Below are 24,494 nucleotides of genomic sequence, written 5' to 3' on the forward strand. Positions count from 1 at the left end.
TTATTGATAATTACAATGTAGTGATACAAGAAAAGTGTTTACATTAGGCTCTCACCCTCCCTAACTCGCTGTCAGCATCACTTACTTTTCTTGCTTGTCTTCATCGTTTGATTTATTTGATTCTTCTTCTGAAGAGGCGTCTTTTTGATTCGCATCTTTATCATTTTTTTGTGCTTGTTGTTTTTCTTCAGGCGTCACATCTTGTTGATTTAAATGTTGAAAGTTTTCCTCAGTCACTTGTTGTGCATCTAAATCATAATTGAGCAGATATTCCCAGTCATCACTCTTTAATAAGTCAAGTTGTGCTTCGACTAACATTTTAAAGCGTGAACGGAAAATTTTAGACTGGCGTTTCATATCTTCCGTTTGGAATGAAAGTCGTCTTGATTTTTCAATGCCATCATTCACAATTCGATTCGCCTCAGCTTGTGCTTTTTGGATAATCGCATCGTGTTCTTTTTGAGCAGCTGCCTTTGTTTCATCTGCAGCACGTTGCGCACTTACGATTGCTTCACCTACTGATTTTTCAACATCTTTAAATGATTTGATATGAGCATCTCTTTCTTGCAATACATTTTCAAGTTGTTTTTTATCCTCTTTTAAACGTTCGATTTCTTGACTCAGTTGTTCTAAATACTGTTCAACTTCCGTAGGTTCAAAACCGTTTTTTGTACGTGTAAAAGATTTATTTTTAATCTCACTGGGTGTAAAAGCCATATCGCTTCCTCCTTCATCATACACTATTTAAATAACGTTTGATAGGTTAATTTTAATTTATCTTTTTTCGTTCGTTCACCAATTTCTATCATTTTCGCTCTTCCATATCCTTGAATCGAAATTAAATCTCCTTCATCAAGTTGAAAATCTACAGCTTCCACTATCGTATGATTAACTTTCACGCGTTTGCGTTGAATTAAAGTTTGAGCAATTGTGCGTGATTTTCTTATCATTTCTTTTAGAACCACATCTAATCTCAATGCGCTTACTGTCGCATGATGTGTTTGCCATTGCTCTTTTGATTCTACCATATTTTCTATAGGTATCGCATTTAGTTTGACTGTTGCTCTTTTGATATGTGTTAATTCCATCATAATATAAGATTTAATTTGATTTGTCAAAACGAACTGGAGTTGCTCTCCCACAATAATGTCTCCAATTTGATCGCGTTCAATGCCAAATGACATAAGTGTACCTAACAAATGTTGATGTTGAATGGTCACGAACTTTTCAGGGTACTCAACTTGAATGAGACTTATTTCGAAATCGTCGGTCGTGGGTTCAAAATAATGTGGTGCTATAATCGCTCTTTTTCTCTCACTTTGTGGCCCTCCAAAAAAAGAACAATTCAAATCAGGAAAACTTCCGGTAACAACTTTTAGTATATATTGTTCTCTCGGGTCTAAAAAACTAGTTAATACAGGGCTATACTGACGCTCGGATTGACGCGCTTTGTCTATGAGATGATCAATCGTCGGTCGTTCTTCTGGCCTAAAATGTTGATAAAGCTCCATGGATTCTCTCCTTCATACAATCATAAATGGGCAAAATAAGGGGCTTAGACTCTAGCACGTCTTCGCCCCTTGATTAAGATATGGAAGTATTGCGACATATGGCAACACTTTATTGGTTAAGTGACACTTTTATAAAGATACATTATTACTTTGTATCCCAATCCAATGCTTTATAAATAAAAGTGTGTATAGATGAATTGGAAAATTGCATAAATTCCTCTTTGAAATAGGTTCAACACGATAAATGCCACAATTGGCGAGATATCTATCATCCCTAGTGGAGGAATAATTCTTCTAAATGGCTCTAAAAAGGGTTCGTAGAGTTTCGCCATAAATTGACCAACCGCACTCTCACGTGCACCAGGAAGCCATGACATAAATATATAAATAATCATTCCATAAGAATATATTCTAACGACAAAAATAATGAATTGGAATATCGTTTCAAGTATTTGAATTGACATAGATGTCTCCCTTATTCATATTGATTTTGGTTTTCCATAGCATCAATGTGCTCTGAAATACTACCTGCAACTTCAACATTATCAGGTGTGCATAAAAATATATCTGCACCTACACGTTGAATATCGCCGCCAATTGCATAAACAGTACCACTTAAAAAATCGATGATACGTTTTGCAGATACTGCATCTATTTGCTGTAAATTTACCAATGTCGCACGACGATTTTTAAGTTCATCTGCAATATCTTGTGTGTCAGAAAACACACGAGGCTCAAATAAACACATTTTCGAACTGCCATTGTTAAATGCATCTTGTGATTGTGTCATGCTCACCACGTTCCCTTGCTGTGTAGTTGGTTCTTTAGCAATTTGGTATTTTCGTTCGTTTTGCATATTTTTTATTCTTGAAGGTTGTTTTTTAGGGACCGATTGAAGCGCTCTTTGACGTTCTGTAGCTGTTGGCGCTTGTTGATAGTCTTCGGCAGCAGTTGCTTTATTTTGTTCAATTTCTCTTTGTCTTTCTCTTTCACGCGCTCTTTCACGACGTTCTTCTTCTTCAATGAAGTCATCATCTTCATCTTCAATTGCGAAAAAGCCATTGAATAAATCTTTGATAGCCAATACCCTCACTCCTCATTTCCTACTAAACTTGTTCCTATACGCACATAAGTCGCACCCATTTCTGTTGCGATTGCGTAGTCATTACTCATCCCCATAGAGAGTTCTGTACAAGGGGCGTAATCTAAATTTAATGATTGCACCTCAACACGCTTGATTTTCAATTGTTCAAATATACTTTTTAAGCGCGCTTCATCATCAATATAAGGAGCCATAGTCATCAGTCCAACCACTTGGATATGGTTGTATTGTGCAAGTTCTTGAATGAAGGGAATAACTTCATCCGAAGATAAACCGTGCTTCGAAGTTTCTCCAGACACATTCACTTGCACAAAGCATTTTACAGTATGCGTTGCTCGCTTACTAATTTCTTTAGCCAAACTTTTACGATCCAATGCATGTAAATAATCAATTTCGTTGATAACCTCTTTCACTTTTCGTGATTGAAGTGAGCCGATAAAATGCATTGTCACATCATCCGGTAGCGCCTCTTTTTTAGCTAAGAACCCTTCAATGCGATTCTCACCAAAATCCCGAATGCCCGCATCGTATGCTTCTTTAGCTCGCTCTATTGTAACATATTTCGTGACCGCAATCACGCGAGGTAATATGTCTAAACCTGCCTTGGAGGCATGGGTTTTTATTTCATTTTGAATGTGTTGATAGTTATCTTGAACTGACATACATATTGTCCTTTCTTAATCCTGATTAATGTTGTCCAATAAAAGCCAACATTCTACCTGTATTACCTTTCTCTACCCGATATGAGAAAAACAACTCCAAGTTTTCGGAAGTCGCATATGTGGTACGGTAAATATTTTCATGAGGAACACCTAAATATTCACATAACAATTGATTGGCAAGTTTCAAATCAATACCATGACGATTAGAACCTCTTGTCTCAATATACTTTGATTCATCAATCGGTAGCATTTTAAATTGAGATAAAATATCATCATTAATTTCATAGGAATTTGATGTTGAAGGTCCGATAACCACGTATAAATCGTTTAAATCAAACGGATATTGTTTAATTAAAGCTTCTACAATACGCTTTACAGTCCCTCTCCAACCCGCATGGACTAAACCAATGAAATGATGTTTTGGGCTATAAAAATAAATGGGAACACAATCGGCATAACACATCGTTAATAATACATCCCGATCAAACGTATATAAACCATCAACGCCAAACAATTCCGTTTCGGATAATGTGTTAATATTTGTTCCTCTATCCTTTTGATGAACTTCCACGACTTTAGCTTCATGAGTTTGAATTGGAAAGACCCAATGTTTTGTTGGAAAACCAATTTCCTGCGCTAATATTTTTTGATGTTCGGTAATATGATTGGGATCATCATCAATGTATCGCGCCATATTAAAAGCCTGTTTAGGAAATGGACTTAAACCGCCTTGACGTGTTGACATTCCAATCAATACCTGATGATTTTGGCTCGGTACATAACTCAAATAATGTCCTACGGGTGAAAAAGCGTGCATTTCATTGCCTCCTAATTTGTAACTTTCAACTTACAACGAATTATAAACAAAAAGCTAGGACAATGAAATATTCACCTTTGTCCTAGCAATACCTATCTACTATTGGAGTACACGCATTAATTTGCTAATTGAAATCCATGAGCATATGTTTGCACATGTATTAGCGACGTGTTCTTCTTGAACGACGTTCTTCTCTGTTACGAATAAAACTTGGAATATCGTCATCATTTGTACTATGCGCACGTTGTGGTTCTACATCTCTATCATCTTGTAAAGATGAAGAAGGTTGTCCACCGTTAAAACCAGGTTCTCTCGTAGGTGTGCTATGTGCACTGCTTCCAAAACTTGATGTACTTTGTTGTTTACGTGCTTGAGAAGATGGTTTATCTTCAAAGCCTGTAGCAATAACAGTCACAACAATTTCATCTTGTAATTCTGGATTGATAACGGTACCGAAAATCATATTAACATCTTCATCAGCTGCATCTTGTACGATGTCGGCTGCTTCCTGTGCTTCGAATAAAGAAAGTGACTCTCCACCAGTAATATTCATTAAGACACCTTGAGCCCCTACAATCGATGTTTCTAATAATGGAGAAGAAATTGCTTTTTTCGCTGCTTCTACAGCTCTATTTTCACCTGAAGAAACACCAATACCCATTAATGCTGAACCTTGGTTAGACATGATTGTTTTTACGTCAGCAAAGTCTAAGTTTACTTCACCTGAAACGGCGATAAGGTCTGAGATACCTTGAACACCTTGGCGTAATACGTTATCTGCTTCTTTGAAAGCTTCCATCATTGGCGTAGATTTATCAACGATATCTAATAAACGATCGTTAGGAATAACAATTAATGTATCTACAGCTGCTTTCATAGATTCAACACCCGCAGCAGCTTGAGTTTGGCGTTTGCGCCCTTCAAAACTAAATGGACGTGTAACTACACCTACAGTAAGCGCACCCATTTCTTTAGCAATTTTGGCTACAACTGGTGCTGCACCTGTACCTGTACCGCCGCCCATACCAGCAGTTACAAAGACCATGTCTGCACCTTGAATTGCATCTTCAATTTGTTCGCGTGATTCTTCCGCGGCTTTTTTACCGATTTCAGGGTTCGCACCTGCACCTAAACCACGTGTTAATTTTTCACCAATTTGAATTTTAGACTCTGCTTTAGATAAGTTTAAAGCTTGTCCATCTGTGTTAATTGCGATAAATTCAACATTATTCATTCCATGATCAATCATTCGATTGACAGCGTTATTACCGCCACCACCGACACCGATGACTTTTAGCGTCGCCAAATGATTAAATCCTTGTTCAAATTCTAACATTTACAATTCCTCCTAATCTTCGTAGCCAATTACTCAAATAATGATTTCATAATTTTTTTGAACTTACTTTCTTCTTGGTGATGCGGTTCACCGTTTATTTGTCTTTGATTTCGTTCAGCCTCTACTTCATAATCATCATATTTTTCGTATGTTTCATTTTCATGATAACTTGCATCATGATTTGGTATTTCAGTATCCATTCTTTCGTCTGGGTGTTTTTTAGTTTTCTTTTTAAAGAAACCGTCAAATCCACCCATTCGAGATTCATGACGTGGAGCCTCATCGATAATCACTTCTTCTTCAATTTCCTCGTCATCATGATTATTAATTGTAACATAATCCAATAACTCATCAAAAGCAATACTACTAGAAATTGTAGAAATTGCAGATGAAAATTCAGGTTTACGAATTCCCATTTGTGACGGAGTATGGATACGCACTTTTTCGCTTACCATGTCTGTCAATAATTCTTTAATCCCTAAAAGATTTGCTGAACCGCCAGTAACAACAAAACCACCATTCACTTTTGTCAGTTGTAATTCTTGTAATACATCAAATACTTCAAAGAAAATGTCTTCTACTCGCGCTTCAATAGCATCACTTAATTCTTTTTGAGTGAACTGGGCTGGTTCTTCACTATCAAGTTGTTCAACAGTAAATACATCTTGATCTGATGCTGAATCATAAAATGCATGTCCATATTGTTGTTTAATTTTTTCAGCAGTTTCATATGTAGTATTTAAAAATTGCTGTATGTCTTCTGTAATATCTCGTCCCGCCATCGTAACAACATCAGCGTCTACGAGTTCTCCTCTTTCATAAAAAGCAATTTGCGTTAAATCTTCACCAATATCAATGACGCAAGCACCTAACTCACGTTCAGTCGGTGTTAAAATTGAACGGTAGTTATATGCATCTGAATAGACATCTAAAACATCTACGCCACTAGCTTCGACACATTTAATCATATTAATGAGTAATGTTTGTGGTACCGCAATAACGCCTGCATCCACTTCTAGAGAGTGACGGGCAACAAGTTCTTTAGGATCTGTAACTTCATTGTTACCATCAACCACAAATTTAAGTGGAAAAGTATTAATCACTTCTGTGTTAGGTTCTACATTTTTTTCACGGATACCTTCTAATACGCGTTCAATATGCGTTCCTTTAATTTCTGTATCTTCATGGAATTCAAGTGCATTTGATTCATCAAACACTTCTGTTCCCACGATAGGTAACTTAAGGAAGACCTCTTTAATATCGACACCTGATGCAATAGATGCTTTTTTTATCGTATCTTTAATTGCTTGTTTTGCAATATCGAAATCATCAATTAATCCATTCTTAATGCCACTTGTGTAGGTTTGCCCTGTACCTATCACATTTATACCATTATGAAATTTTTCACCAACGATTACTTTAACGCTTGATGAGCCTATATCTACGCTCACATAATAATGCTCTTCCATAGATAGGCACCTCCTGACATAATTCTTATTCACACTATAAACAGTTTACAATAACACACTTTCAATGTGAACTATAAACACGTTTATTTTGGAACTTTTTTGACTTTTATTCTTTTTCGTTCTCTTTAATTTTATTTAAAGCTTTTTGTAAGTCATCTTTCGCTTTATCTTCATTTGCCGTACCTGATTGAAGCTCTTGTGAACTTGCCGAACCGTTGTCCCCCTGTTTCTCATTTTCATAGGGGATAAACGTCGCGCCAACAGACAAATCGATATATCCTGATTTTTTTAACTTACCTGTGTCATCCTTTTCAAGTGCTTGTGACATACTAGGATAATAAGATAGTTTTTTAGCTATTGTCGTCGTTTTACCTAAAACTTCAATACCATCCCTCATATATAATCGAATAAGGTGAGGTTGATCTTTTTCAGGTGCGGCATTAATTTCAGAAATTTGTCCTCTAGTGGTAGCGTCCATTTTTTCAAGGGCTTCAACAATTTTTCTTTTTTCTTCACCTTTGAAACCATTTAAATAAGGGACTTCATTAGGGACTGATCCTTTAAAATCTTTTAACACTTTACCTGTTTCAATGACAGGGACATTTTCATCTTTTTCTTGTGTTATTCCAACTACATCATGCTCTTTTACATCAACAATAAGTTGATTCGGAAAAGCTTTATGAATATCAACAGATTTGATTAAAGAATTTTTTTCGATGCGTTCAATAGCCCCATTGGCATCATAAGAGTAAACTCTTGGGCGTTGGTCAATCTGAAGTTGTTTTTTTATTTCAGCTGTAGAAACAAAATGGTTGCCATTAATTTGCGCGTCGTTCACCTTGCTTATTGGCGTAAACATAAACAAAGCGATACATATCACAATGACGATGAGACCTAAAACTAAATTGCGTTGAAAACGACGCCGTTTCTGTAACTGTTGCCGTCTCTTCTCTTTTATATAGGCATTATCTATTTTTTGAATCGGTTCACTCATTTAAGTCACATCCTTTAATGTGATGGCAGATGCTTACGGAAGGCAGTGATGAAAGCTTCTCCACGTTGCTCAAACGTTTCATATTGATCCCAACTTGCGCATGCTGGAGAAAGTAATACAACATCATTCGGTTCAATCACATCTTGTAATAAATCAACAGCTTCAGACACATCTTTCGCTTTAATTACATATTTTCCTTGACTTTCTCCTAATTGTACAAATTTCTTCTGCGTTTCACCAAACGTGACCATCACTCGCACATTTTTCATATAAGGAATAAGCTCGTCAAATTGGTTACCGCGGTCTAAACCACCACATAACCAAATGATAGGCTGTTTAAAAGAATTTAATGCAAACTGTGTTGCTAATGTGTTTGTTGCTTTTGAATCGTTATAGTACTTGTTTGTTTTATTATTTCCAATGTACTGTAAACGATGTTCAATACCTGAGAAAGTCGTTAGAGATTGTACAATGGCAGATATCGAAACACCTGCTAATATTGCAGCCATGACTGCTGCCAAAATATTCTCTAAATTGTGTTCACCCGGCAACACAATATCATCGAGGTGAATTAAATGGATACCTTTATAAACAATATAATCATTTTCGACGTAAATTCCGTCCACAGGTTGTTGTGTTGAAAAATAGATAATTTTTGATTTTACATTTGTTGTATCAATTAAATGTCTTTGATGATAATTGAAAATTAAATAATCGCTTTCGGTTTGATTTTCAAAAATCCGTCTTTTAGCGTTTTGATAATTTTCTAATGTTTCGTGGTAATCTAAATGTGCGGAGTAAATATTTGTGATAATCGCTATATGTGGTCGGTATTTTTCTATTCCTAAAAGCTGAAATGAAGAAAGTTCTGTAATTAAGTACTCATCTGCACGTACATCTTGTGCAACTTTAGAGGCGACATATCCTATGTTTCCAGATAATCGCCCTGATTCTCTACTTTTATTGAACATATCACCAATCAGTGAGGTTACTGTCGTTTTTCCGTTAGTTCCGGTGATTCCTATAATTGGTGCCTCGGAAATTAAATAACTTAATTCCACTTCGGTCAAAATTTTTAAGCCTCTTTTTTGTGCTTCTTCTAAAATCGAAATCGTGTAAGGAATACCTGGATTTTTGAAGATGATGGGTGATTCATCCAATAATGCAATAGGGTGCGCACCACTCACGACTTGAATCCCCATCGCTTCTAAGTCATGAGCATGTGCATCTTGTGATAAATCTTTACCGTCATTGACTGTCACATCAGCCCCTAATTGATGAAGTAATTTCGCGCACTCATATCCACTTTTGGCTAAACCAATGACTAATACTTTTTTTCCTTTTAACCCTGTATAATTTAACAATTAGCTCACTCCTATCCATAAACCAATGAGTCCAGAAATTAATCCCACTGTCCAAAATACACCTACCACTTTCCATTCACTCCAACCTTCTAGTTCAAAGTGGTGATGGAGTGGACTCATTTTGAATATACGTTTTCCAGTTAATTTAAATGAAGTCACTTGAATCATCACTGATAAAGTTTCTAACACAAATACAAGTCCAATGAACAATAATGAAATTTCTTGATTTAACATAATCGAGATTGTCGCAAATATACCACCTAATGCCAAGCTTCCTGTATCGCCCATAAATACTTTTGCAGGATTAATATTGTATGGAAGAAAACCGGCAAGCGCTGCGATCATAATAATACAAAATAATCCGATAGAAGGCTGGTCCAAAATAAAGCTCATGATGGCATACATTGTAAATCCAATGATAGATAACCCTGTGGCTAAACCATCAAGACCGTCCGTTAAGTTGACTGCATTTGAAAAGCCGACCTGCCAGAAAACGATAAAGACAACATAGGCGATAGAGAGTGGAATACTCACATCTGTAAACGGCAAATTAATATTTGTAGAAAAATCAAACGCATTCATACCTTTTGCGACCATAAAAAAGATGACCGCAATTACAATTTGCGCAAGAAACTTTTGCTTACTCGTTAACCCTTGATTGTTCTTCTTCACGACGATAATGTAATCATCAATAAATCCAATCAATCCAAAACCTAAAGTCACAAATACCAATAATAATAAGGGACTTGCTTGGTCTACAAAAACACTTGCAATTAGCGTCGTTACAATCGCACTAATTAAAAATGTAAGTCCCCCCATTGTCGGCGTCCCTGTTTTTTTCATGTGACTTTCAGGACCTTCTTCGCGAATACTCTGGCCAAATTTCATTCTTTTTAATGTAGGTATTAGTACTGGTACTAACACCGCAGTGATAACAAATGCAATTATCGCAATAATAAAGCTCATCTTAGTTCTCCTTTTTATTCATTAGATTATTAGTCATTTTTAATATATATATAATTAGGAGTGAAACTGAAATCAAACTTTCATTTGAACTCAATGTTTCACCCCCAAGCGTCAATCCTATCATCGCTTATTCATTCTTTTGCACATTTTTGTCTTCATTCATAGATGTTATTGTGCTTTCAACTCTACTTCAACCGTTTGCTTTTTATCAATAGCTGCTTGTGGTGAAATGGATTGCGACTTCACAAAACCACTGCCTTTCACCTTCACTTTAATGCCTGTCAGTGATTGGAAGGCAATGACATCGTCACGTGTCCATCCTGTCATATCCGGCATCGTTAAATCTCCATCTGTCATAATGAGCACGTTACTGTTTGGCAGAAGTTTTGCTTTACTGTCTGGGCTCTGATTAACAACTTTTTCACCTTTGCCAATGACTACAGGATTAAACGATTTTCCTTTCAACGCATCTTCAGCTTTTTGAACTGATTGATTCGTCACATCAGGAACTTCATTAATTTTACCACTATTTTGCACTTCTTCATTCCCTACATTTAAATATTGAAGTGAGTTTTGCATAATTGGAATAAACGCACGGCTCACGCCCATTTCATACGCTTCTTGGTCTCTTTTTTGTGCCAAACTCATTCCGGCATAAACAACAATACGCGGATCTTTACTTGGTGCATGCCCCATGAAACTTACAAAATATGGATTAGGTCCTTGTACATAACCGCCATTTTTTTCATCTGCGACTTGTGCAGTCCCAGTTTTACCGCCAATACGATATCCGTCGACACGATAATTTTTTGCGTGGCTGTCTTCGCTGTTTACAACTTCATCGAGTTGCTTTTTCACTTTTTCTGCGGTGTCATTCGTAATCGGTTTGCCAACTTCTTTTCGACTACCTTTATAAAATGTTTTATCGTCATTTGGATTCATAATGGATTGAATGAAATATGGACGAATCATATTTCCTTTATTAAAAAATGCAGATTGTGCTTGCAACATTTGTGCCGGTGTGACAGTGGTAGATTGACCAAAAGCTGATGTTTTTTGCATTAATTCGTTATCCCAAGCAATATGACCTGTCGCTTCACCATCAAATAAACTGCCTGTCGTTTTACCGAAGCCAAATTTTTCGTACCAAGCTTGCATTTTATCGGCACCGACTAAATCTTGTAATTTCATCATCAAAGTATTGGAAGAATATGTGAAACCTAGTCCCATATTAATTTCTCCCCAACCTTTTTTGTTCCAGTCATAAATTCTAGACCCTTGAATATCGCGGTATCCAGATTCATATTTTTTCTTAGGATCAAATTTTCCTTCTTGAATAGCTGCTGCAAGTCCGAAACTTTTAAAGGTAGAACCTGGTTCATACGTATTTTGGAATAAATCGTTAGCCCATTTTTTTCCAAACCCTTCTCCAGTTTCAGGGTTGAATGTTGGACGTTGACTAAAGGCGAGGATTTCACCCGTTTTGGCATCCATAACTACCGCAAAAACATCTTTAGGATCATAACGTTGCACCATATCATCTAAGGCTTCTTCTACAAAGACTTGAATATTAGAGTCAATCGTTAAATGAACATCGTCTCCACGTTCAGGTGAGACTTCATTTTTTGAGTTTGGCGTAATAAATCCCCAAATATCAGTAGTAAATGAAGAATGACCTTTTTTACCAGATAAATAGCTGTCAAAGATTTTTTCAACACCTAATGCACCTTTAAGTTCACCAGTGTCTGGATTTTTTTGTGCTAAACCTATTAAATGAGAGGCAAAATTGCCATTCGGATAAAAACGCTCAACTTCGGGATAAAGGGTAATCCCTGGCAAGTTCATTTTCTCAATTTTTTCTTTATCTTGATAAGTTAATCCTTGCCCCGCTTTTCCAAATTCAACTTGAAAAGCTTTTTTTGCTTCTAATCTTTTCTCAATTTCTTTTTCGGGCATATCAATGACTTTTGCTAATTTTTTGGCTGTATCTTTTTTATCTTTTACATGGCGTGGCTTTTTAGAATCTTTACTCGCTTTAGGGTCAACAACCGCAGCCAATCTGAAGCGATCGACGTCTTCGGCTAGAATTTTACCATTACGATCATATATCTTTCCTCGCTCCGCTTGTTCTTCTAATTTAGCTAAATATTTATGATTCGCTTTAACAATCAAATCTTCACCAGAAGAATGGCCAGTGAGCATTACAAAACTGTATCTTAAAACCAATAGAAAAAAGAGCAGTCCAAAAAAGCATATAAGGAGGACTGCTCCTAGTTTATTTTTTTTTATCTTAATTTTGCGTTTCGGCATTTTTACGCACTACCTTTACATTGTCATTCTTAAGACTCATACCTTGCTTATGAGCTTTTTCATAGATGCGTTGATATGATGCGTTTTGCTTTGTTTCAGCTTCTAATGCGCTATTTTGGCTCGTTTGTCTTTCAATTTTTTGGTCTAAATTTGCTATCTTGCCATTCGTATCATAAGCATCCATTTTCAAAGATAGTATATAGATGCTGATAACGGCAATGATAGTTATCAACGATATGTATAACATCTTCTCAAATCGAGTCAGGCCGACAACAACAGTCTTTTTTACTTGTTGTTTGCGGGTTTTAGGTTGCGTTGAAGGTCTAGGTTGTGGATTAGGTCTAACCTGTGGTTGCGGTATATCATGTTGATATGGTTCATATATTCTCTCTACTGCCATTTTACTAGTTCGCCCCTTTATTTCAGTATTTCAGCCACTCTTAATTTTGCGCTTCTTGCGCGATTGTTCATTTCCAAATCCGTATCACTTGCGACGATAGGTTTACGATTCACACGCTTTAACTTAGGTGTATATTCCTCTGGAACTACCGGAAGTCCTCGTGGAAGTTCCGGTCCTTTTTCATACTCTTGAAACATTTGTTTACATAAACGATCTTCTAATGAGTGGAATGTGATAACTGAAATACGACCATTCACTTTCACATGATCGATGGCTTGTTCTAAAGAATCTTCGAACGCTGACAACTCATCATTAACAGCTATACGTATGGCTTGAAATATACGTTTTGCCGGATGACCACCTTTACGTCTTGCTTTAGCTGGAATGCCCTCTTTAATAAGTTCCACAAGTTCTAAAGTTGTCTCAATGGGTTGTATCTCACGTCGTGACTCAATTTTGCGAGCGATTTGCTTAGAAAACTTCTCCTCTCCATAGCGGAAAAATATTTTAACCAAATCCTCATAAGGCCATTCGTTAACGACTTCATAAGCTGAAAGCGACTGTGTTTGGTCCATTCTCATATCAAGCTTAGCATCATGATGATAACTAAACCCTCTCTCAGGAACATCGAGTTGTGGACTCGAAACTCCGAGATCATACAAAATGCCATCCACTTTATGAATGCCTAGCTCATTTAAAACTTCAGCTAAATTCCGAAAATTATTATGTACAAATGTCACTTTGTGAAGTTCTTCTTTTAGTTTTTCCTTTGCATTGTTAATTGCTGTCATGTCTTGATCGATAGCGATTAATTGCCCTTCATCAGATAATTGATTGAGCAAATAGGCCGAGTGTCCTGCGCCACCTAGCGTGCAGTCAACGTAGACACCGTTTTCTTTAATATTTAATTGGTCTACCGTTTCTTTCAATAACACACTAATGTGATGAAACACAACGAACCCTCCATTTTCACTTTTAGCTACTTTAAAAATCAAAATCAATTAAATCTTCTGCAATCTCTTCAAAACTGTCTTCAGATTCATCATAAAAATCATTCCAAGTTTGACGATTCCAAATTTCTATGCGATTGGAAACACCAATCACCGTACAGTCCTTTTCGAGATGTGCATATTCCCTTAATTTTGCAGGAATGTTAATTCTACCTTGTTTATCAATCTCTACTTCGATAGCTCCAGAGAAGAACATACGCATGAATTTTCGTGCGTCTTTTTTAGTCATAGGTAAGGCTTTCATTTTTTCTTCAATGGTTTGCCATTCATCGAGAGTATATCCAAACAAACATTTATCAAGGCCTCTAGTGATAATAAAACGTTCATTAAGGACAGAACGAAATTTAGACGGTACAATCATCCGTCCTTTAGCATCGAGCTTATTTTCAAATTCACCCATGAACATCTTATTTCACCTCACCTTATTTATAATTTACCACATCTCCCCACTATCCTCCACTAATTCTGTAAAAATGTCCAAATTTTATCAAAATAGACACAAAAAAAGAGGCTCGCATTTTTACGAACCTCTTTCAATCTCTTGATAATACTATATTTCTATAACTAATTGTTCATAAGTGTAAGTCAGTGGAGGGAATGTGGAGGATTGATACATATCCCACCCAAAAACATTCAAAAATTGGAACGGATTGAGCACGCGTTCCTGTAATCCGCCCATTGGATGGAGAACTGATGTAAGTTGATTAAAATGTCGCATACTAATCTCATTTTCTTTTTCAATATTTGTCAAATATCGTTGTTGTAAATAACGGTATTGATGCAATTGAATTTTGTGGTTTTTCGATAACAATTTGCGATTATCTTCAGTTTTAGACATTTCTTGTTCCATTCTTTCATAGAATGCTTCTTGTTGATGGATCATTTCTTCGATTTCTTCTAATGCACGATCTGAGGCTTTTGCTCTAACAAAGCGCTCTTTAGCCCCCTCTGCCCCTTGAGCAATCACTTCTGAAATATTCAACTGATATTGTTGTAAAAGTTTATTTGCTTTCGGAGTAAGATAAGTTATTCTCATTCGTGGTAAGACGATAGGCATCTCGATTTCTAAATGATGAAAGACTTCATTCAATTCAGCCCAATATTTAATTTCGCTAGGACCACCTACAAACGCTACTGTATTAAACAGCCATTCCTGCATCAAAGGTCTAGTGACCACATTATTAGAGCATTTTTCAGGGGTTTGCTCAATAAACTGCATAACTTCATCAAAAGTCATACTTTCATTTGATTTACTTAAAAAATATGCACCTTCTTCATATTTGAGTAATTGTCGTTGTCCGTCAACTTCTACAAACAAATGCACATTCGAATCCGTCTCAATCATTTTGAGCAACCCATTCTGAAGTGTCTTACTTTGCCCTTGTCTAAAGGCTTTATCCACCTTTAAATGCTGTTCAAACAATGATTTTAAAAACGGTCTTTCCATCTGACGTAGTTTTGGATAATTCGCATCTATAAGGAGGACGCCATGTTTTTGGAAACAACGATGTACAATTTGTTTAAATAAGTCTGTCCAATGATTGCTTTTTTCTATCATGTCCTCAAGATCATTAATTAAAGTCTTGGTGTGAAGCGTTTCTGGCAATTGAGAAAAAAAGTGATTTACCAATGTCTTTAATGATGCTTTATCCGGTTTATAATTTGAAACCGATGTTTCAGGTGGGGTTAAAGTATGATATTTTACTTTATCTAAAATTCCTTTTTCTTCATTATATGCATACGTATGGTTCACTTCATCAAAATCATGATCTTCACCTGCAATCCAAAATATTGGTACGACAGGTTGTTGATATTCCTGAGTTAATTGTGTCGATGCGACAATGATTGATAAGATTTTATGGAATGTATAGAGTGGCCCTGTAAGAACTCCTGCCTGTTGACCGCCTATCACTACTTTTTCACCATTTGCAAGATGATCTAAAGATTGACGTTGTGCCTCAGACAAAGTTAAATCAGACATGTACTGACGAATAATTTGTGCCAGTTGTTGCTCTCTCCCATTATTTTGCTGTGTCATACGCATCTTAAAACTTTCATCTTTATTTGGATCAAATTGGTAAAATTGAATCAGATTTTGCTCGTGATTCATATACTTTGAGATAAATTGATCCTTTTCATTGATTTTGACTTTATTACAATCCATGCTTTATCTCCCTTAAATCGTATTCTTTAACAGTATAATCTTTAAACAACCACATGACAATGATATGGCTTACAAGTTAAACAGATAGGCATCCTCAATGTAATATTTATTTAAACTCAATACATAAAAGAAGGATTCAGTGTCATCTTCGCAATAATCATCTAAAAAGTATATTTTGAAGTTATATTATAAATGGAGGTGATTCAAGATGGATTTAATTATTAAACTTATTAAACAAATCATCGCAATCTTTACTTCTGGTGGAAAACAACCCATCGACAAATAAGCCTTAAAAATCAATATCCATTCTCTTTCACGATATCAACAGGCTCGTACGCTCAGCGGCGAGCCTGTTGATTTTGCTTTTCAAGACGTAAATAAATACGATATAATTGAAATAATAAAGACAAGGGGGTCATTACGATGACAAAGGTTGTCCACCTAGATATTAACTATCGTACAGAGGAACTTTTCGAAGAATTCCGAAACTTCGGAAATAAAGATCTATATATGGTCGATGAACTTCATGGCGAGATGATAGATGCCAGTTCAGATTCACCATTTTATGGGATTTATGTCGGAGAAAAAATCGGTGCACGTATGGCACTCTACCAAAAAGGTGAAGTCGAAGAAACCTATTTCCCAAATTATGACGATTATCTCGTAGTGTGGAAATTGGAGGTGTTGAAAGCTTATCAAGGAAAAGGATATGGCACAGCATTATTGAATTATGCAAAATCTTTCAATGAACCCATAAAAGCCATTGCGCGATTTGAATCAAAATCTTTCTTTATTGATAATGGCTTCAAGGATCTCGAAGCCAAAAATGATGATGGCCATGATATTTTAATCTGGGATCCTCAAGAGCAAAACAATTAAAAGTACTAAAATTATTTAGCATTGTATTCATATCAAGAAAAATATATACAGTTAAGCATAAGTAATAACATACAATTTCTGTAAATACCTATACTTATACAAATGAAAGCCATCGAAATCTCCCTAAAGGTAAATTTCGATGGCTATTTCTGTTAAAATGACTCGTTGCCTCTTTTTCCTTTAATAAATATAAAAAAGTGGTGAACCTCTATTTTCAGAGAGGCTCACCACTTCTTATATTATATTAACCAAAGAAACCAGAGATAACATCGATACCTTTTGCTAAGATATCAGCGATACCTGTACCCATTGTTACCCAGTCATGGTTGATTCCTGCTTGAACTGTATCTTTAATAGCGTTAATTAAATCTGACATTGTTATGCACTCCATTTCATATTTAATAATTTATCAATCATCACTCATCATTAATGGCTAATTATTAACCGAAGAAACCAGAGATTACGTCGATACCTTTTGCTAAGATATCAGCGATACCTGTACCCATTGTTACCCAATCGTGGTCAATACCTGCTTGAACCGTATCTTTAATAGCGTTAATTAAATCTGACATTGTTATGCACTCCATTTCATATTTAATAATTTATCAATCATCACTTGTCATTAATGGCTAATTACTAACCGAAGAAACCAGAGATTACATCGATACCTTTTGCTAAAATATCAGCGATACCTGTACCCATTGTTACCCAATCGTGGTCAATACCTGCTTGAACTGTATCTTTAATTGCATTAATTAAATCTGACATGAAATGACACTCCTTAGTTTATAGATTTTCCAAAACAAAATCACATCTAATTAAATCGCGTTTCGTTTTGTTATCTACACTATAACCAACTTCATTGTTTAATTGTGTTCTAATTCGAAACTCGTTATTTTTTATACTTATCTGTCAAAAAAAGCACTTTCCAAAACGGTTAGGATGCCTAACTGTCTAAGCGAATTTACAAAGCCTTTACAATAGAAATACTAACGCATAGAGCGCCTTGGAACACAAAGCTTTCTAATACTTCTTCTTTACACTAAACGTCAAATTTTACTGTGATAATCAAAAAGATTACAGTTACGTCTTCATTTTTATGCCTAACTGTCTTTTTCGAATGCTTTTTTGAACAGTTACGCACAAAAATCACAAAAATAGGAACTGATGCGCTATATTCATCTCCTTTTGATTATACTAAAGGTGTAAATTAATAAGAGGAGGTTATCAATATGATCTGGACTGATATCATTCTTGGAATTATTAAATTAATCAAAGGCTTAGTAGACACATTTGCTAAAAAATAATTTTACAGCGTGACTATAAACCAATGTATCTAAGGGTACATTGGTTTTTTTATTTGCTAATGAATGCTCTCTTTTAAAACATTTTTACACACTCCTACCTTTCACTTTAGCCTCTTGTATTTTCTTCTTTCATTAATTAAAATTTACTTGCTTATCATAGTAATCGTGGTATGATATTCCCAAAAAGAACTGAGGCGCTAAAGATGCATAGTAAGCAACAACCTATATTGATTTATTTGTCATTATTCTTGTCGACGACTTTAATCGGTAGTATTTTGCTGTACCTTCCATGGACAGGCCAAAAACCGATTTCTTTTTTAGATGCTATGTATGTGGCTACAAGTGCTTTTACTGTTACAGGACTCTCCACCGTTGACATCACAAAACAATTTAACATTTATGGGGATATTATTATTATGCTTCTTATTCAAATTGGAGGTATGGGTATCGTCGCAGTTTCAATGCTTGCATTAAAACTAACTCAGAAATCTTTATCCGTGCGAGAAAATATCCTCTTCCAATTAGAACTCAATACTGAGGATGCTCGCAATTATACTTTTTTTATGAAATCTATCCTATTGTTTAACATTATTTTTGAAAGTATTGGCACATTTATACTATCATTTGTTTTTGTGCCCCAATATGGGTGGGATCGTGGCATATTCATCAGTCTCTTCACATCAATTTCTTCACTCAATAATGCGGGTTTCGCATTGTTCTCTGACAATTTAATTTCATACGCTACGAACCCAATTGTTAATATTACTGTTGCTTTATTAATTATATTTGGAGGTCTCGGTTATATCGTCCTTTTAGATTTAGTGACGTTAAAGAAAGGTCGACGCTTGCAATATCATTCAAAAATGACACTCATGGTTACACTTATATTAATTGTCGTAGGTACGGCTTGTTTTTGGCTACTCGAATACCATGGCGTTTTAAAATCAATGACCCTCCCCCAACAACTACAAGCCTCTTTCTTCCAATCAGTAACTACGAGAACAGCGGGCTTTAATACGGTGGATATGAGTCAACTCGCGCCTGGTACAATGCTACTCATGATTATTTTTATGTATATTGGTGCAGGGCCAATGAGTGCAGCTGGCGGTATTAAAGTGACAACGTTCGTTTTAGTCATAGTGTTTGTTATCACAATATTAAAAGGGCATCAACACGCTCAAGTTTTTAATCGAACAATAGTACGTAAACAAATGGAAAAAGCATTGGCCATTGCCATTTCAACAGGAGCTTTTGTCGTTTTGATGATATTGTTAATTTCAATTGCACAGCCTAATTTAAACTTTGAAGACTTAGCTTTTGAAGTGGTTTCTGCATTCGGAACGGTTGGTTTATCGACTGGCATTTCAACTGAATATGGGCCAATCGCTAAGATAATAATTATCATTACCATGATTGCTGGAAAAATAGGTGTACTCACCCTACTAAGTGTGATACAAAAACCAACAAGAGAAACCTTTTATTATGCAAAAGGTCAGTTGTATTTGTAAAAGAAAAACCGTTCCCTCACATACTTCATGAGGAAACGGTTTTTTGTATTATTGGCGTTTCGTTCCATCTTCACCATGCAACATCCAACGTACGCCATATTGATCTTTAAGAACACCCATTTTTCCACCCCAGAATTGGTCTTCAAAAGGCATTTCAACAGTCACGCTTGGATGTTCTTTGACACGATCATATAACGCTTGGATTTCCTTTTCATCTTCTTTGTTATTGATATCGTAATTTAACATTAATGAAATCGCACCATTAAATTTATCGCTACCTCCAAAAGAATCAGAGGCAAATAATTGTACATTTGCAATTGAAAATTCAGAATGCATTGTGGCATTCTCAGCTTGACTTGGATCTACGCCAAATTGTTGCGCCTGTTCTTCACTTACAGGCAAACGTAAAATATCAGTAGCTCCAAAAACTTCTTCATAATAAGCTAAAGCCTCTTTCGTATTTTCAAAAGATAAATATGGATATAAAGCGGTCAAAATAATCTCCCCTTACTCAGATGAATTTAATGTTATTCAATATTCTCATTACTATACCTTTATTCGTTTAATCCAAAACCATTTTCTGAGTTGTTTAAATTGAAAACGATACTTATTTAATGGCACTTCCACTCATCTACAAGTATAATAGTTATACAAGTATTTTAATCCGGAGGCTTTCATATTATGGTTTTTATTTTAATTGTGATTATCATTGCGCTTTTCATTTATCAACTCTTTTTGATGAACAAAATCAATAAGACCCGGCGAGAAATGGGCGGATTGCCTATTGCTAGCCCTTTTCCTCAACACCAGCGTCTTCCATTATCTCAAAAACGCAACCCTATTGTAGTTGTGAGTACCACTTGTACCGTTTGCCAACGTTTGTTTAAAGAATATAATCACAAAACGCACGGCGATAAATTAACATTCGCTTTTGTAGACGATACCTCAACTGTCACTCAATTTTTGAAACAACATCCACATATGTCTTCCGCATCTGTTGTTTCTTTTTATGATCGTGACCAATTATTTGTAAAAAACACACCGTTAGCCTATATATTAAATTCAGATGGCTACGTTGTAGATAAACAGTCCATCGTGAGTTTAAAAGAGTTACCTATAAACAGTTAAAAAACAAGTAAGGTTTGATGCTATGTATATATTTTTATTTTTACTTTTCACAATCATCGGTACACTTAGCATTTTATTATTCATCACCCTTGCCCTCAATCAGCAAGGTGGCTTTAAATTTTTTTGGGACGTTGAGCACATTGAAAATCTTCAAAGATATGTAATTTACCTTTTCATTATCGGCATACTGTCACTCGTCTTTGCCATTTACCTTTTATTGAAGATTTTATCCGATATCAGTTCATAAAGGACAAATCCAAATTGTAAGTAAAAGCATTCTCACATTTCTCGCAGTTTAAATTGTATATATGAAAAAATCTCAATATTTGACAAAATTACGGTTAGAACCATTATTTTGTGGTATAGATGATTAGCTCAAATAATCACTTTATTAGAGTCAATAAAAATACTGTAACCGCTAAGGTTACGGTGTTTTTTATTTTAATATAACAAATTTATTTAATAAACAGTTGTTCTGTCTTTGTTCTTATTTCAGTCATGCAATTGTTATGAAAAGCACTATTGAAAATTTCTAACAATGTACTACCTCTATTTTGTAAGTAAATCGTCTTATAAAAATGTGTAAATCAAATCATTTCTCTTCTATTTGTCTCTTTTATCTAAGCTTCCAATAGGGTTTTATTTTCTATCATTTTAAACAATGATCGTTGTATCCTATATGTTTTTATAAAGTAATAAATATTTCATGTTAGGTGATGACGAAAGGTATCCAACTCTTTTTTGATATAACATCCAACCCACGAGTAAAATGAGGCCTAATCTTTTCAACCAATGACGAATTCTTTTTTAGTCGCTTTTCTAATTTTTATTTGTACTTTCATAATTTCACTGTGAGATTAATACGTTAACTTTAATAAGATATGCACTGAAAATGCCATTTATTTAATCTCATATACCCCTCCTCAGCCCCTTGCTATATTACAATACAAAATAACTTCATATAAATGTTTTTAATAATTATATATAGATACTTCCAGTATAGACCTATTTACTAAATTTAAATGCTTTAAAGCGTAGTTCTGACCAACGATAATATAATTGTTTTAATCCAGAATTTTGAAAATGTTGAAGTGGCATTAATAGTAAATGAAAATTCAGTACAAATTAAACAAGTAGGTTTTTCGAATGATGTCACCGTGAATAGTCAAAACAAAGAAATCACTATAAACATAGTTGATGTTTTTGATGAAGATTAGCAAAAAGGGACTGGAACATAAAGATTACCAATAATTAGAAAGCCATCAAAATTTATCTAAGAATAAATTTTGATGGCTATATTGATACAAATTAGTTCATAAAAATTGAATTGATAATGCAATTTTATAACTTTAGAGCGGTGAATAATTAAAGTAAATTTGATTGATTCCTAAGCCGAGACTTCTGAGGCATCTAGCCGAAACCGAAAATCCATTTTAAGATTGAGATAGTCTCAATCTTAAATTATGGATCACCTATTCACGTATGTTCATAGGTGTACTGAAAACGTAACTCATTTCATTCGTAACGTTTTCATGCAGAGGTGAGGCGCCTAGAAAAGCGAGGCTTTTTGGAACAATCAAATACATGAAATCAATTATATCCCAGCTTCTTCATCGCTAATCTTAGTATGTTTTTGATGAAGCTCATCAGTTGAGATAAAGCTCAAATAAAAATCGTCATAACAAATGTTTTAAAAATCACTAAAATAAAAAGAGCAAGGCCAATGTGTCAGAGAATGATTTTCTTGACACGTATTTGACACTTACTCTTTCAAAACCTCGTTACACCGAGGTTAAGTAGCGTCCTGGGAGGGATTCGAACCCCCGACCGATGGCTTAGAAGGCCATTGCTCTATCCAGCTGAGCTACCAGGACATTTTTAACACAAGATTAATTATATCTAATCCATCGCCATAAATCAATATGCGCATTAAAAATTTTATTGTGTTTTAACACAATTCACAAATTTTTACATATTTTGTTACTTCAGGATATGATTGTACCTTTCCACTTTGAAAATTTGTTGTTTTTTATTTAGTCTAATTAGTTAGTCCATGACTTTTATGCCCCCGCTTATGTCACCCTCTTTGATATTAAAAGACTAAAAGGCTCCTCAGAGTATCATAATCATTCTATTTATGATATGGTATAAACTATATTATATGCAATTTTAAACTTCTCTATAATAGATTGATATATAGTTATATTATCCGTCCTGTTGAAAGGGAGTGCTCACTTGGAATTTTTAGAACTTTCCCCCGAAGAATATCAAAAATTTATCGAATCTCACTTTAAACAATATACTCAATCATTAGAACAGTTTTATGCAAGAAAACAACATGGAAGTCAGGTCCACTTATTAGGTGTAAAAAATAACGAGGGTGCAGTTATAGCTGCAGGTTTGTTTACAGCAGCCCCCATTTTTAAATATTTTAACTATGTCTATAGTCATCGGGGACCTATGATGGACTATAAACATCTTGAACTAGTCCAATTCTATTTTAAACACCTTAAAGCATTTTACAAAAAAAGACGTACTATTTTTATGTTAATTGACCCTTATGTTCCTTTGAATGATAGAAATTTCAAAGGTGAACTTTTAAAGCATTACGATCAATCCAAATGGATGAACGTTCTTAATCAGTTAGGTTATCAACATCAAGGTTTTACCTCGGGCTATTCTGAGATGAGTCAAGCACGTTGGCTCAGCATTCTTAACCTAAAAGATAAAGATGAACATATGTTACTTAAGCAAATGGAATATAATACCTCACACAGTATAAAAAAAGCTCTTGAGATGGGAGTAGAAGTTCGCGACCTTTCTATTAATGAAATTGATACATTTTATCAACTCTATCATAAAGCAGAAATTAAACATGGCTTTTCATTGTTTTCTAAACCTTATTTCGAACAATTTCTACGGAATTATCCTAAAATTGCCTCAGTGAAATTAGCCTATATTCAATTGGATGATCATATTCATTTATTAAAACAGAAATCACAAGAAGTCCAACAAAAAATTGAAGGAATGCTTCCTAAAGCAGGAGCTACCCTTTCACGAAAAAAACAAAACAAACTTCAGGAACAACAAATTATTTATGATAAATTGCAAGAAAATATTTCAGAAGCTTATCAACTGCGCTCTGATTATGGAGATACCTTAAATTTAGCTTCAGCCATATTTGCTCAAACAAAAGATGAACTCGTATATTTATTTAGTGGTTCTGATCCAAAGTTCAATAAATTTATGGGTAATTACGTCTTACAATGGAAAATGATTCAACATGCTAAACGTGCTCAAATTGACAGATATAACTTTTATGGGATTACAGGAGATTTTACTCCAGATGCTAAAGATTACGGAGTTCTCCAGTTTAAAAAAGGATTTGGCGGTTACGTAGAAGAACTCGTTGGCGACTTTATATGCCCAACACGCCCACTCCTTTATCGCTTATATCAACTAAAACAATCAATAAAAAAATAGATATTCAGTAATGTGAAAAAAGGCGTCTATTCACTTTATTTAATAGCCATCAAAATATATCTTTAGGTCTATTTTGATGGCTAT

General features: G+C 35.0%; 25 protein-coding genes and 1 tRNA gene. 5 read left to right on the forward strand and 21 right to left on the reverse strand.

Going from position 1 to position 24,494, the window contains the following annotated elements; all coding sequences use genetic code 11:
• Positions 1-81: 81 nt before the first annotated feature.
• The 16 genes from PYW36_RS07640 to bshC all read right to left on the reverse strand — a co-directional run bounded on the left by PYW36_RS07640 (position 82) and on the right by bshC (position 16,105).
• Positions 82-717: a DivIVA domain-containing protein gene (locus tag PYW36_RS07640; protein ID WP_037573181.1), complete on the reverse strand. Its 636-nt coding sequence runs from the start codon at positions 715-717 to the stop codon at positions 82-84.
• Positions 718-740: 23 nt separating this feature from the next.
• A complete protein-coding gene (locus tag PYW36_RS07645; protein WP_037573180.1) occupies positions 741-1,511 on the reverse strand; it encodes a YlmH family RNA-binding protein in 771 nt (256 codons plus the stop codon).
• Positions 1,512-1,681: 170 nt separating this feature from the next.
• Positions 1,682-1,975: a YggT family protein gene (locus tag PYW36_RS07650; RefSeq protein ID WP_037573179.1), complete on the reverse strand. Its 294-nt coding sequence runs from the start codon at positions 1,973-1,975 to the stop codon at positions 1,682-1,684.
• 11 nt (positions 1,976-1,986) lie between these two features.
• Entirely contained in the window at positions 1,987-2,595 is a 609-nt protein-coding gene (locus PYW36_RS07655) for a cell division protein SepF (protein ID WP_037573178.1), read from the reverse strand.
• A gap of 5 nt (positions 2,596-2,600) precedes the next feature.
• Positions 2,601-3,275 (reverse strand): YggS family pyridoxal phosphate-dependent enzyme, encoded by a 675-nt coding sequence (locus tag PYW36_RS07660; protein ID WP_037573177.1) that lies wholly within the window; start codon positions 3,273-3,275, stop codon positions 2,601-2,603.
• A gap of 25 nt (positions 3,276-3,300) precedes the next feature.
• The gene (gene pgeF / locus PYW36_RS07665; protein ID WP_037573175.1) at positions 3,301-4,092 is read right to left on the reverse strand and encodes a peptidoglycan editing factor PgeF; all 792 of its coding nucleotides are present in this window, start codon (positions 4,090-4,092) and stop codon (positions 3,301-3,303) included.
• A 160-nt stretch (positions 4,093-4,252) separates the two neighbouring features.
• On the reverse strand, positions 4,253-5,428 hold the full coding sequence (ftsZ, locus tag PYW36_RS07670; protein ID WP_037573172.1) for a cell division protein FtsZ: 1,176 nt from the start codon (positions 5,426-5,428) through the stop codon (positions 4,253-4,255).
• A gap of 29 nt (positions 5,429-5,457) precedes the next feature.
• Positions 5,458-6,897: a cell division protein FtsA gene (gene ftsA / locus PYW36_RS07675; protein ID WP_037573169.1), complete on the reverse strand. Its 1,440-nt coding sequence runs from the start codon at positions 6,895-6,897 to the stop codon at positions 5,458-5,460.
• Positions 6,898-7,003: 106 nt separating this feature from the next.
• The gene (locus tag PYW36_RS07680; protein WP_037573166.1) at positions 7,004-7,891 is read right to left on the reverse strand and encodes a cell division protein FtsQ/DivIB; all 888 of its coding nucleotides are present in this window, start codon (positions 7,889-7,891) and stop codon (positions 7,004-7,006) included.
• A gap of 14 nt (positions 7,892-7,905) precedes the next feature.
• Entirely contained in the window at positions 7,906-9,255 is a 1,350-nt protein-coding gene (gene murD, locus PYW36_RS07685; RefSeq protein WP_037573164.1) for a UDP-N-acetylmuramoyl-L-alanine--D-glutamate ligase, read from the reverse strand.
• A complete protein-coding gene (gene mraY / locus PYW36_RS07690) occupies positions 9,256-10,221 on the reverse strand; it encodes a phospho-N-acetylmuramoyl-pentapeptide-transferase (RefSeq protein WP_037573162.1) in 966 nt (321 codons plus the stop codon). It lies immediately after the preceding gene.
• A 168-nt stretch (positions 10,222-10,389) separates the two neighbouring features.
• Complete coding sequence (locus PYW36_RS07695; protein ID WP_037573159.1) at positions 10,390-12,531, reverse strand: penicillin-binding protein; 2,142 nt, start codon at positions 12,529-12,531, stop codon at positions 10,390-10,392.
• A complete protein-coding gene (gene ftsL, locus PYW36_RS07700) occupies positions 12,512-12,931 on the reverse strand; it encodes a cell division protein FtsL (protein WP_037573154.1) in 420 nt (139 codons plus the stop codon). The genes PYW36_RS07695 and ftsL overlap by 20 nt, the downstream gene beginning before the upstream one ends.
• A gap of 17 nt (positions 12,932-12,948) precedes the next feature.
• Entirely contained in the window at positions 12,949-13,884 is a 936-nt protein-coding gene (gene rsmH / locus PYW36_RS07705) for a 16S rRNA (cytosine(1402)-N(4))-methyltransferase RsmH (protein WP_037573944.1), read from the reverse strand.
• A gap of 31 nt (positions 13,885-13,915) precedes the next feature.
• Positions 13,916-14,347: a division/cell wall cluster transcriptional repressor MraZ gene (mraZ, locus tag PYW36_RS07710; RefSeq protein ID WP_037573151.1), complete on the reverse strand. Its 432-nt coding sequence runs from the start codon at positions 14,345-14,347 to the stop codon at positions 13,916-13,918.
• Positions 14,348-14,491: 144 nt separating this feature from the next.
• The gene (bshC, locus tag PYW36_RS07715) at positions 14,492-16,105 is read right to left on the reverse strand and encodes a bacillithiol biosynthesis cysteine-adding enzyme BshC (RefSeq protein WP_037573149.1); all 1,614 of its coding nucleotides are present in this window, start codon (positions 16,103-16,105) and stop codon (positions 14,492-14,494) included.
• 423 nt (positions 16,106-16,528) lie between these two features.
• Here bshC and PYW36_RS07720 point away from each other — a divergent pair, with 423 nt between their 5' ends.
• Positions 16,529-16,984 carry an N-acetyltransferase gene (locus PYW36_RS07720; RefSeq protein ID WP_037573146.1) on the forward strand — a complete coding sequence of 152 codons (456 nt, stop codon included), beginning with the start codon at positions 16,529-16,531 and terminating at the stop codon, positions 16,982-16,984.
• Between the two features lie 244 nt (positions 16,985-17,228).
• Here PYW36_RS07720 and PYW36_RS07725 read toward each other — a convergent pair whose 3' ends face one another.
• The 3 genes from PYW36_RS07725 to PYW36_RS07735 form a co-directional block, all read right to left on the reverse strand.
• Positions 17,229-17,360: a beta-class phenol-soluble modulin gene (locus tag PYW36_RS07725; protein WP_103159265.1), complete on the reverse strand. Its 132-nt coding sequence runs from the start codon at positions 17,358-17,360 to the stop codon at positions 17,229-17,231.
• A gap of 64 nt (positions 17,361-17,424) precedes the next feature.
• Positions 17,425-17,556: a beta-class phenol-soluble modulin gene (locus tag PYW36_RS07730; RefSeq protein ID WP_069191677.1), complete on the reverse strand. Its 132-nt coding sequence runs from the start codon at positions 17,554-17,556 to the stop codon at positions 17,425-17,427.
• Positions 17,557-17,620: 64 nt separating this feature from the next.
• The gene (locus PYW36_RS07735) at positions 17,621-17,752 is read right to left on the reverse strand and encodes a beta-class phenol-soluble modulin (RefSeq protein WP_069191677.1); all 132 of its coding nucleotides are present in this window, start codon (positions 17,750-17,752) and stop codon (positions 17,621-17,623) included.
• Between the two features lie 464 nt (positions 17,753-18,216).
• Here PYW36_RS07735 and PYW36_RS11375 point away from each other — a divergent pair, with 464 nt between their 5' ends.
• Both PYW36_RS11375 and PYW36_RS07740 read left to right on the forward strand, forming a co-directional pair.
• On the forward strand, positions 18,217-18,291 hold the full coding sequence (locus PYW36_RS11375; protein WP_107359458.1) for an alpha-1/alpha-2 family phenol-soluble modulin: 75 nt from the start codon (positions 18,217-18,219) through the stop codon (positions 18,289-18,291).
• A gap of 203 nt (positions 18,292-18,494) precedes the next feature.
• Positions 18,495-19,799 carry a TrkH family potassium uptake protein gene (locus tag PYW36_RS07740; protein ID WP_037573144.1) on the forward strand — a complete coding sequence of 435 codons (1,305 nt, stop codon included), beginning with the start codon at positions 18,495-18,497 and terminating at the stop codon, positions 19,797-19,799.
• A 48-nt stretch (positions 19,800-19,847) separates the two neighbouring features.
• Here PYW36_RS07740 and PYW36_RS07745 read toward each other — a convergent pair whose 3' ends face one another.
• Positions 19,848-20,294: a VOC family protein gene (locus PYW36_RS07745; protein WP_103159264.1), complete on the reverse strand. Its 447-nt coding sequence runs from the start codon at positions 20,292-20,294 to the stop codon at positions 19,848-19,850.
• A 186-nt stretch (positions 20,295-20,480) separates the two neighbouring features.
• Here PYW36_RS07745 and PYW36_RS07750 point away from each other — a divergent pair, with 186 nt between their 5' ends.
• On the forward strand, positions 20,481-20,927 hold the full coding sequence (locus PYW36_RS07750; protein WP_103159263.1) for a hypothetical protein: 447 nt from the start codon (positions 20,481-20,483) through the stop codon (positions 20,925-20,927).
• 1,800 nt (positions 20,928-22,727) lie between these two features.
• On the opposite strand, the gene PYW36_RS07755 is transcribed toward PYW36_RS07750, so the two are convergent.
• Positions 22,728-22,801: transfer RNA gene (locus PYW36_RS07755), tRNA-Arg, on the reverse strand.
• 361 nt (positions 22,802-23,162) lie between these two features.
• Between PYW36_RS07755 and PYW36_RS07760 the strand changes: the two genes are divergently transcribed.
• On the forward strand, positions 23,163-24,410 hold the full coding sequence (locus PYW36_RS07760) for an aminoacyltransferase (RefSeq protein ID WP_103159601.1): 1,248 nt from the start codon (positions 23,163-23,165) through the stop codon (positions 24,408-24,410).
• Positions 24,411-24,494 lie beyond the last annotated feature (84 nt).

The organism is Staphylococcus chromogenes (genome assembly GCF_029024625.1).
GTDB classification, from domain to species: Bacteria; Bacillota; Bacilli; order Staphylococcales; family Staphylococcaceae; genus Staphylococcus; species Staphylococcus chromogenes.

Coding starts and splice junctions, on each gene's coding strand:
- PYW36_RS07695 (WP_037573159.1), bottom strand. CDS start 12,531: ATGCCGAAACGCAAAATTAAGATAAAAAAAAATAAACTAGGAGCAGTC.
- PYW36_RS07645 (WP_037573180.1), bottom strand. CDS start 1,511: ATGGAGCTTTATCAACATTTTAGGCCAGAAGAACGACCGACGATTGAT.
- mraZ (WP_037573151.1), bottom strand. CDS start 14,347: ATGTTCATGGGTGAATTTGAAAATAAGCTCGATGCTAAAGGACGGATG.
- ftsA (WP_037573169.1), bottom strand. CDS start 6,897: ATGGAAGAGCATTATTATGTGAGCGTAGATATAGGCTCATCAAGCGTT.
- PYW36_RS07730 (WP_069191677.1), bottom strand. CDS start 17,556: ATGTCAGATTTAATTAACGCTATTAAAGATACGGTTCAAGCAGGTATT.
- PYW36_RS07660 (WP_037573177.1), bottom strand. CDS start 3,275: ATGTCAGTTCAAGATAACTATCAACACATTCAAAATGAAATAAAAACC.
- PYW36_RS07720 (WP_037573146.1), top strand. CDS start 16,529: ATGACAAAGGTTGTCCACCTAGATATTAACTATCGTACAGAGGAACTT.
- PYW36_RS07650 (WP_037573179.1), bottom strand. CDS start 1,975: ATGTCAATTCAAATACTTGAAACGATATTCCAATTCATTATTTTTGTC.
- PYW36_RS07725 (WP_103159265.1), bottom strand. CDS start 17,360: ATGTCAGATTTAATTAACGCTATTAAAGATACAGTTCAAGCAGGAATC.
- PYW36_RS07750 (WP_103159263.1), top strand. CDS start 20,481: ATGGTTTTTATTTTAATTGTGATTATCATTGCGCTTTTCATTTATCAA.
- PYW36_RS07640 (WP_037573181.1), bottom strand. CDS start 717: ATGGCTTTTACACCCAGTGAGATTAAAAATAAATCTTTTACACGTACA.
- PYW36_RS07735 (WP_069191677.1), bottom strand. CDS start 17,752: ATGTCAGATTTAATTAATGCAATTAAAGATACAGTTCAAGCAGGTATT.
- ftsZ (WP_037573172.1), bottom strand. CDS start 5,428: ATGTTAGAATTTGAACAAGGATTTAATCATTTGGCGACGCTAAAAGTC.
- ftsL (WP_037573154.1), bottom strand. CDS start 12,931: ATGGCAGTAGAGAGAATATATGAACCATATCAACATGATATACCGCAA.
- PYW36_RS07680 (WP_037573166.1), bottom strand. CDS start 7,891: ATGAGTGAACCGATTCAAAAAATAGATAATGCCTATATAAAAGAGAAG.
- PYW36_RS07740 (WP_037573144.1), top strand. CDS start 18,495: ATGCATAGTAAGCAACAACCTATATTGATTTATTTGTCATTATTCTTG.
- mraY (WP_037573162.1), bottom strand. CDS start 10,221: ATGAGCTTTATTATTGCGATAATTGCATTTGTTATCACTGCGGTGTTA.
- pgeF (WP_037573175.1), bottom strand. CDS start 4,092: ATGCACGCTTTTTCACCCGTAGGACATTATTTGAGTTATGTACCGAGC.
- bshC (WP_037573149.1), bottom strand. CDS start 16,105: ATGGATTGTAATAAAGTCAAAATCAATGAAAAGGATCAATTTATCTCA.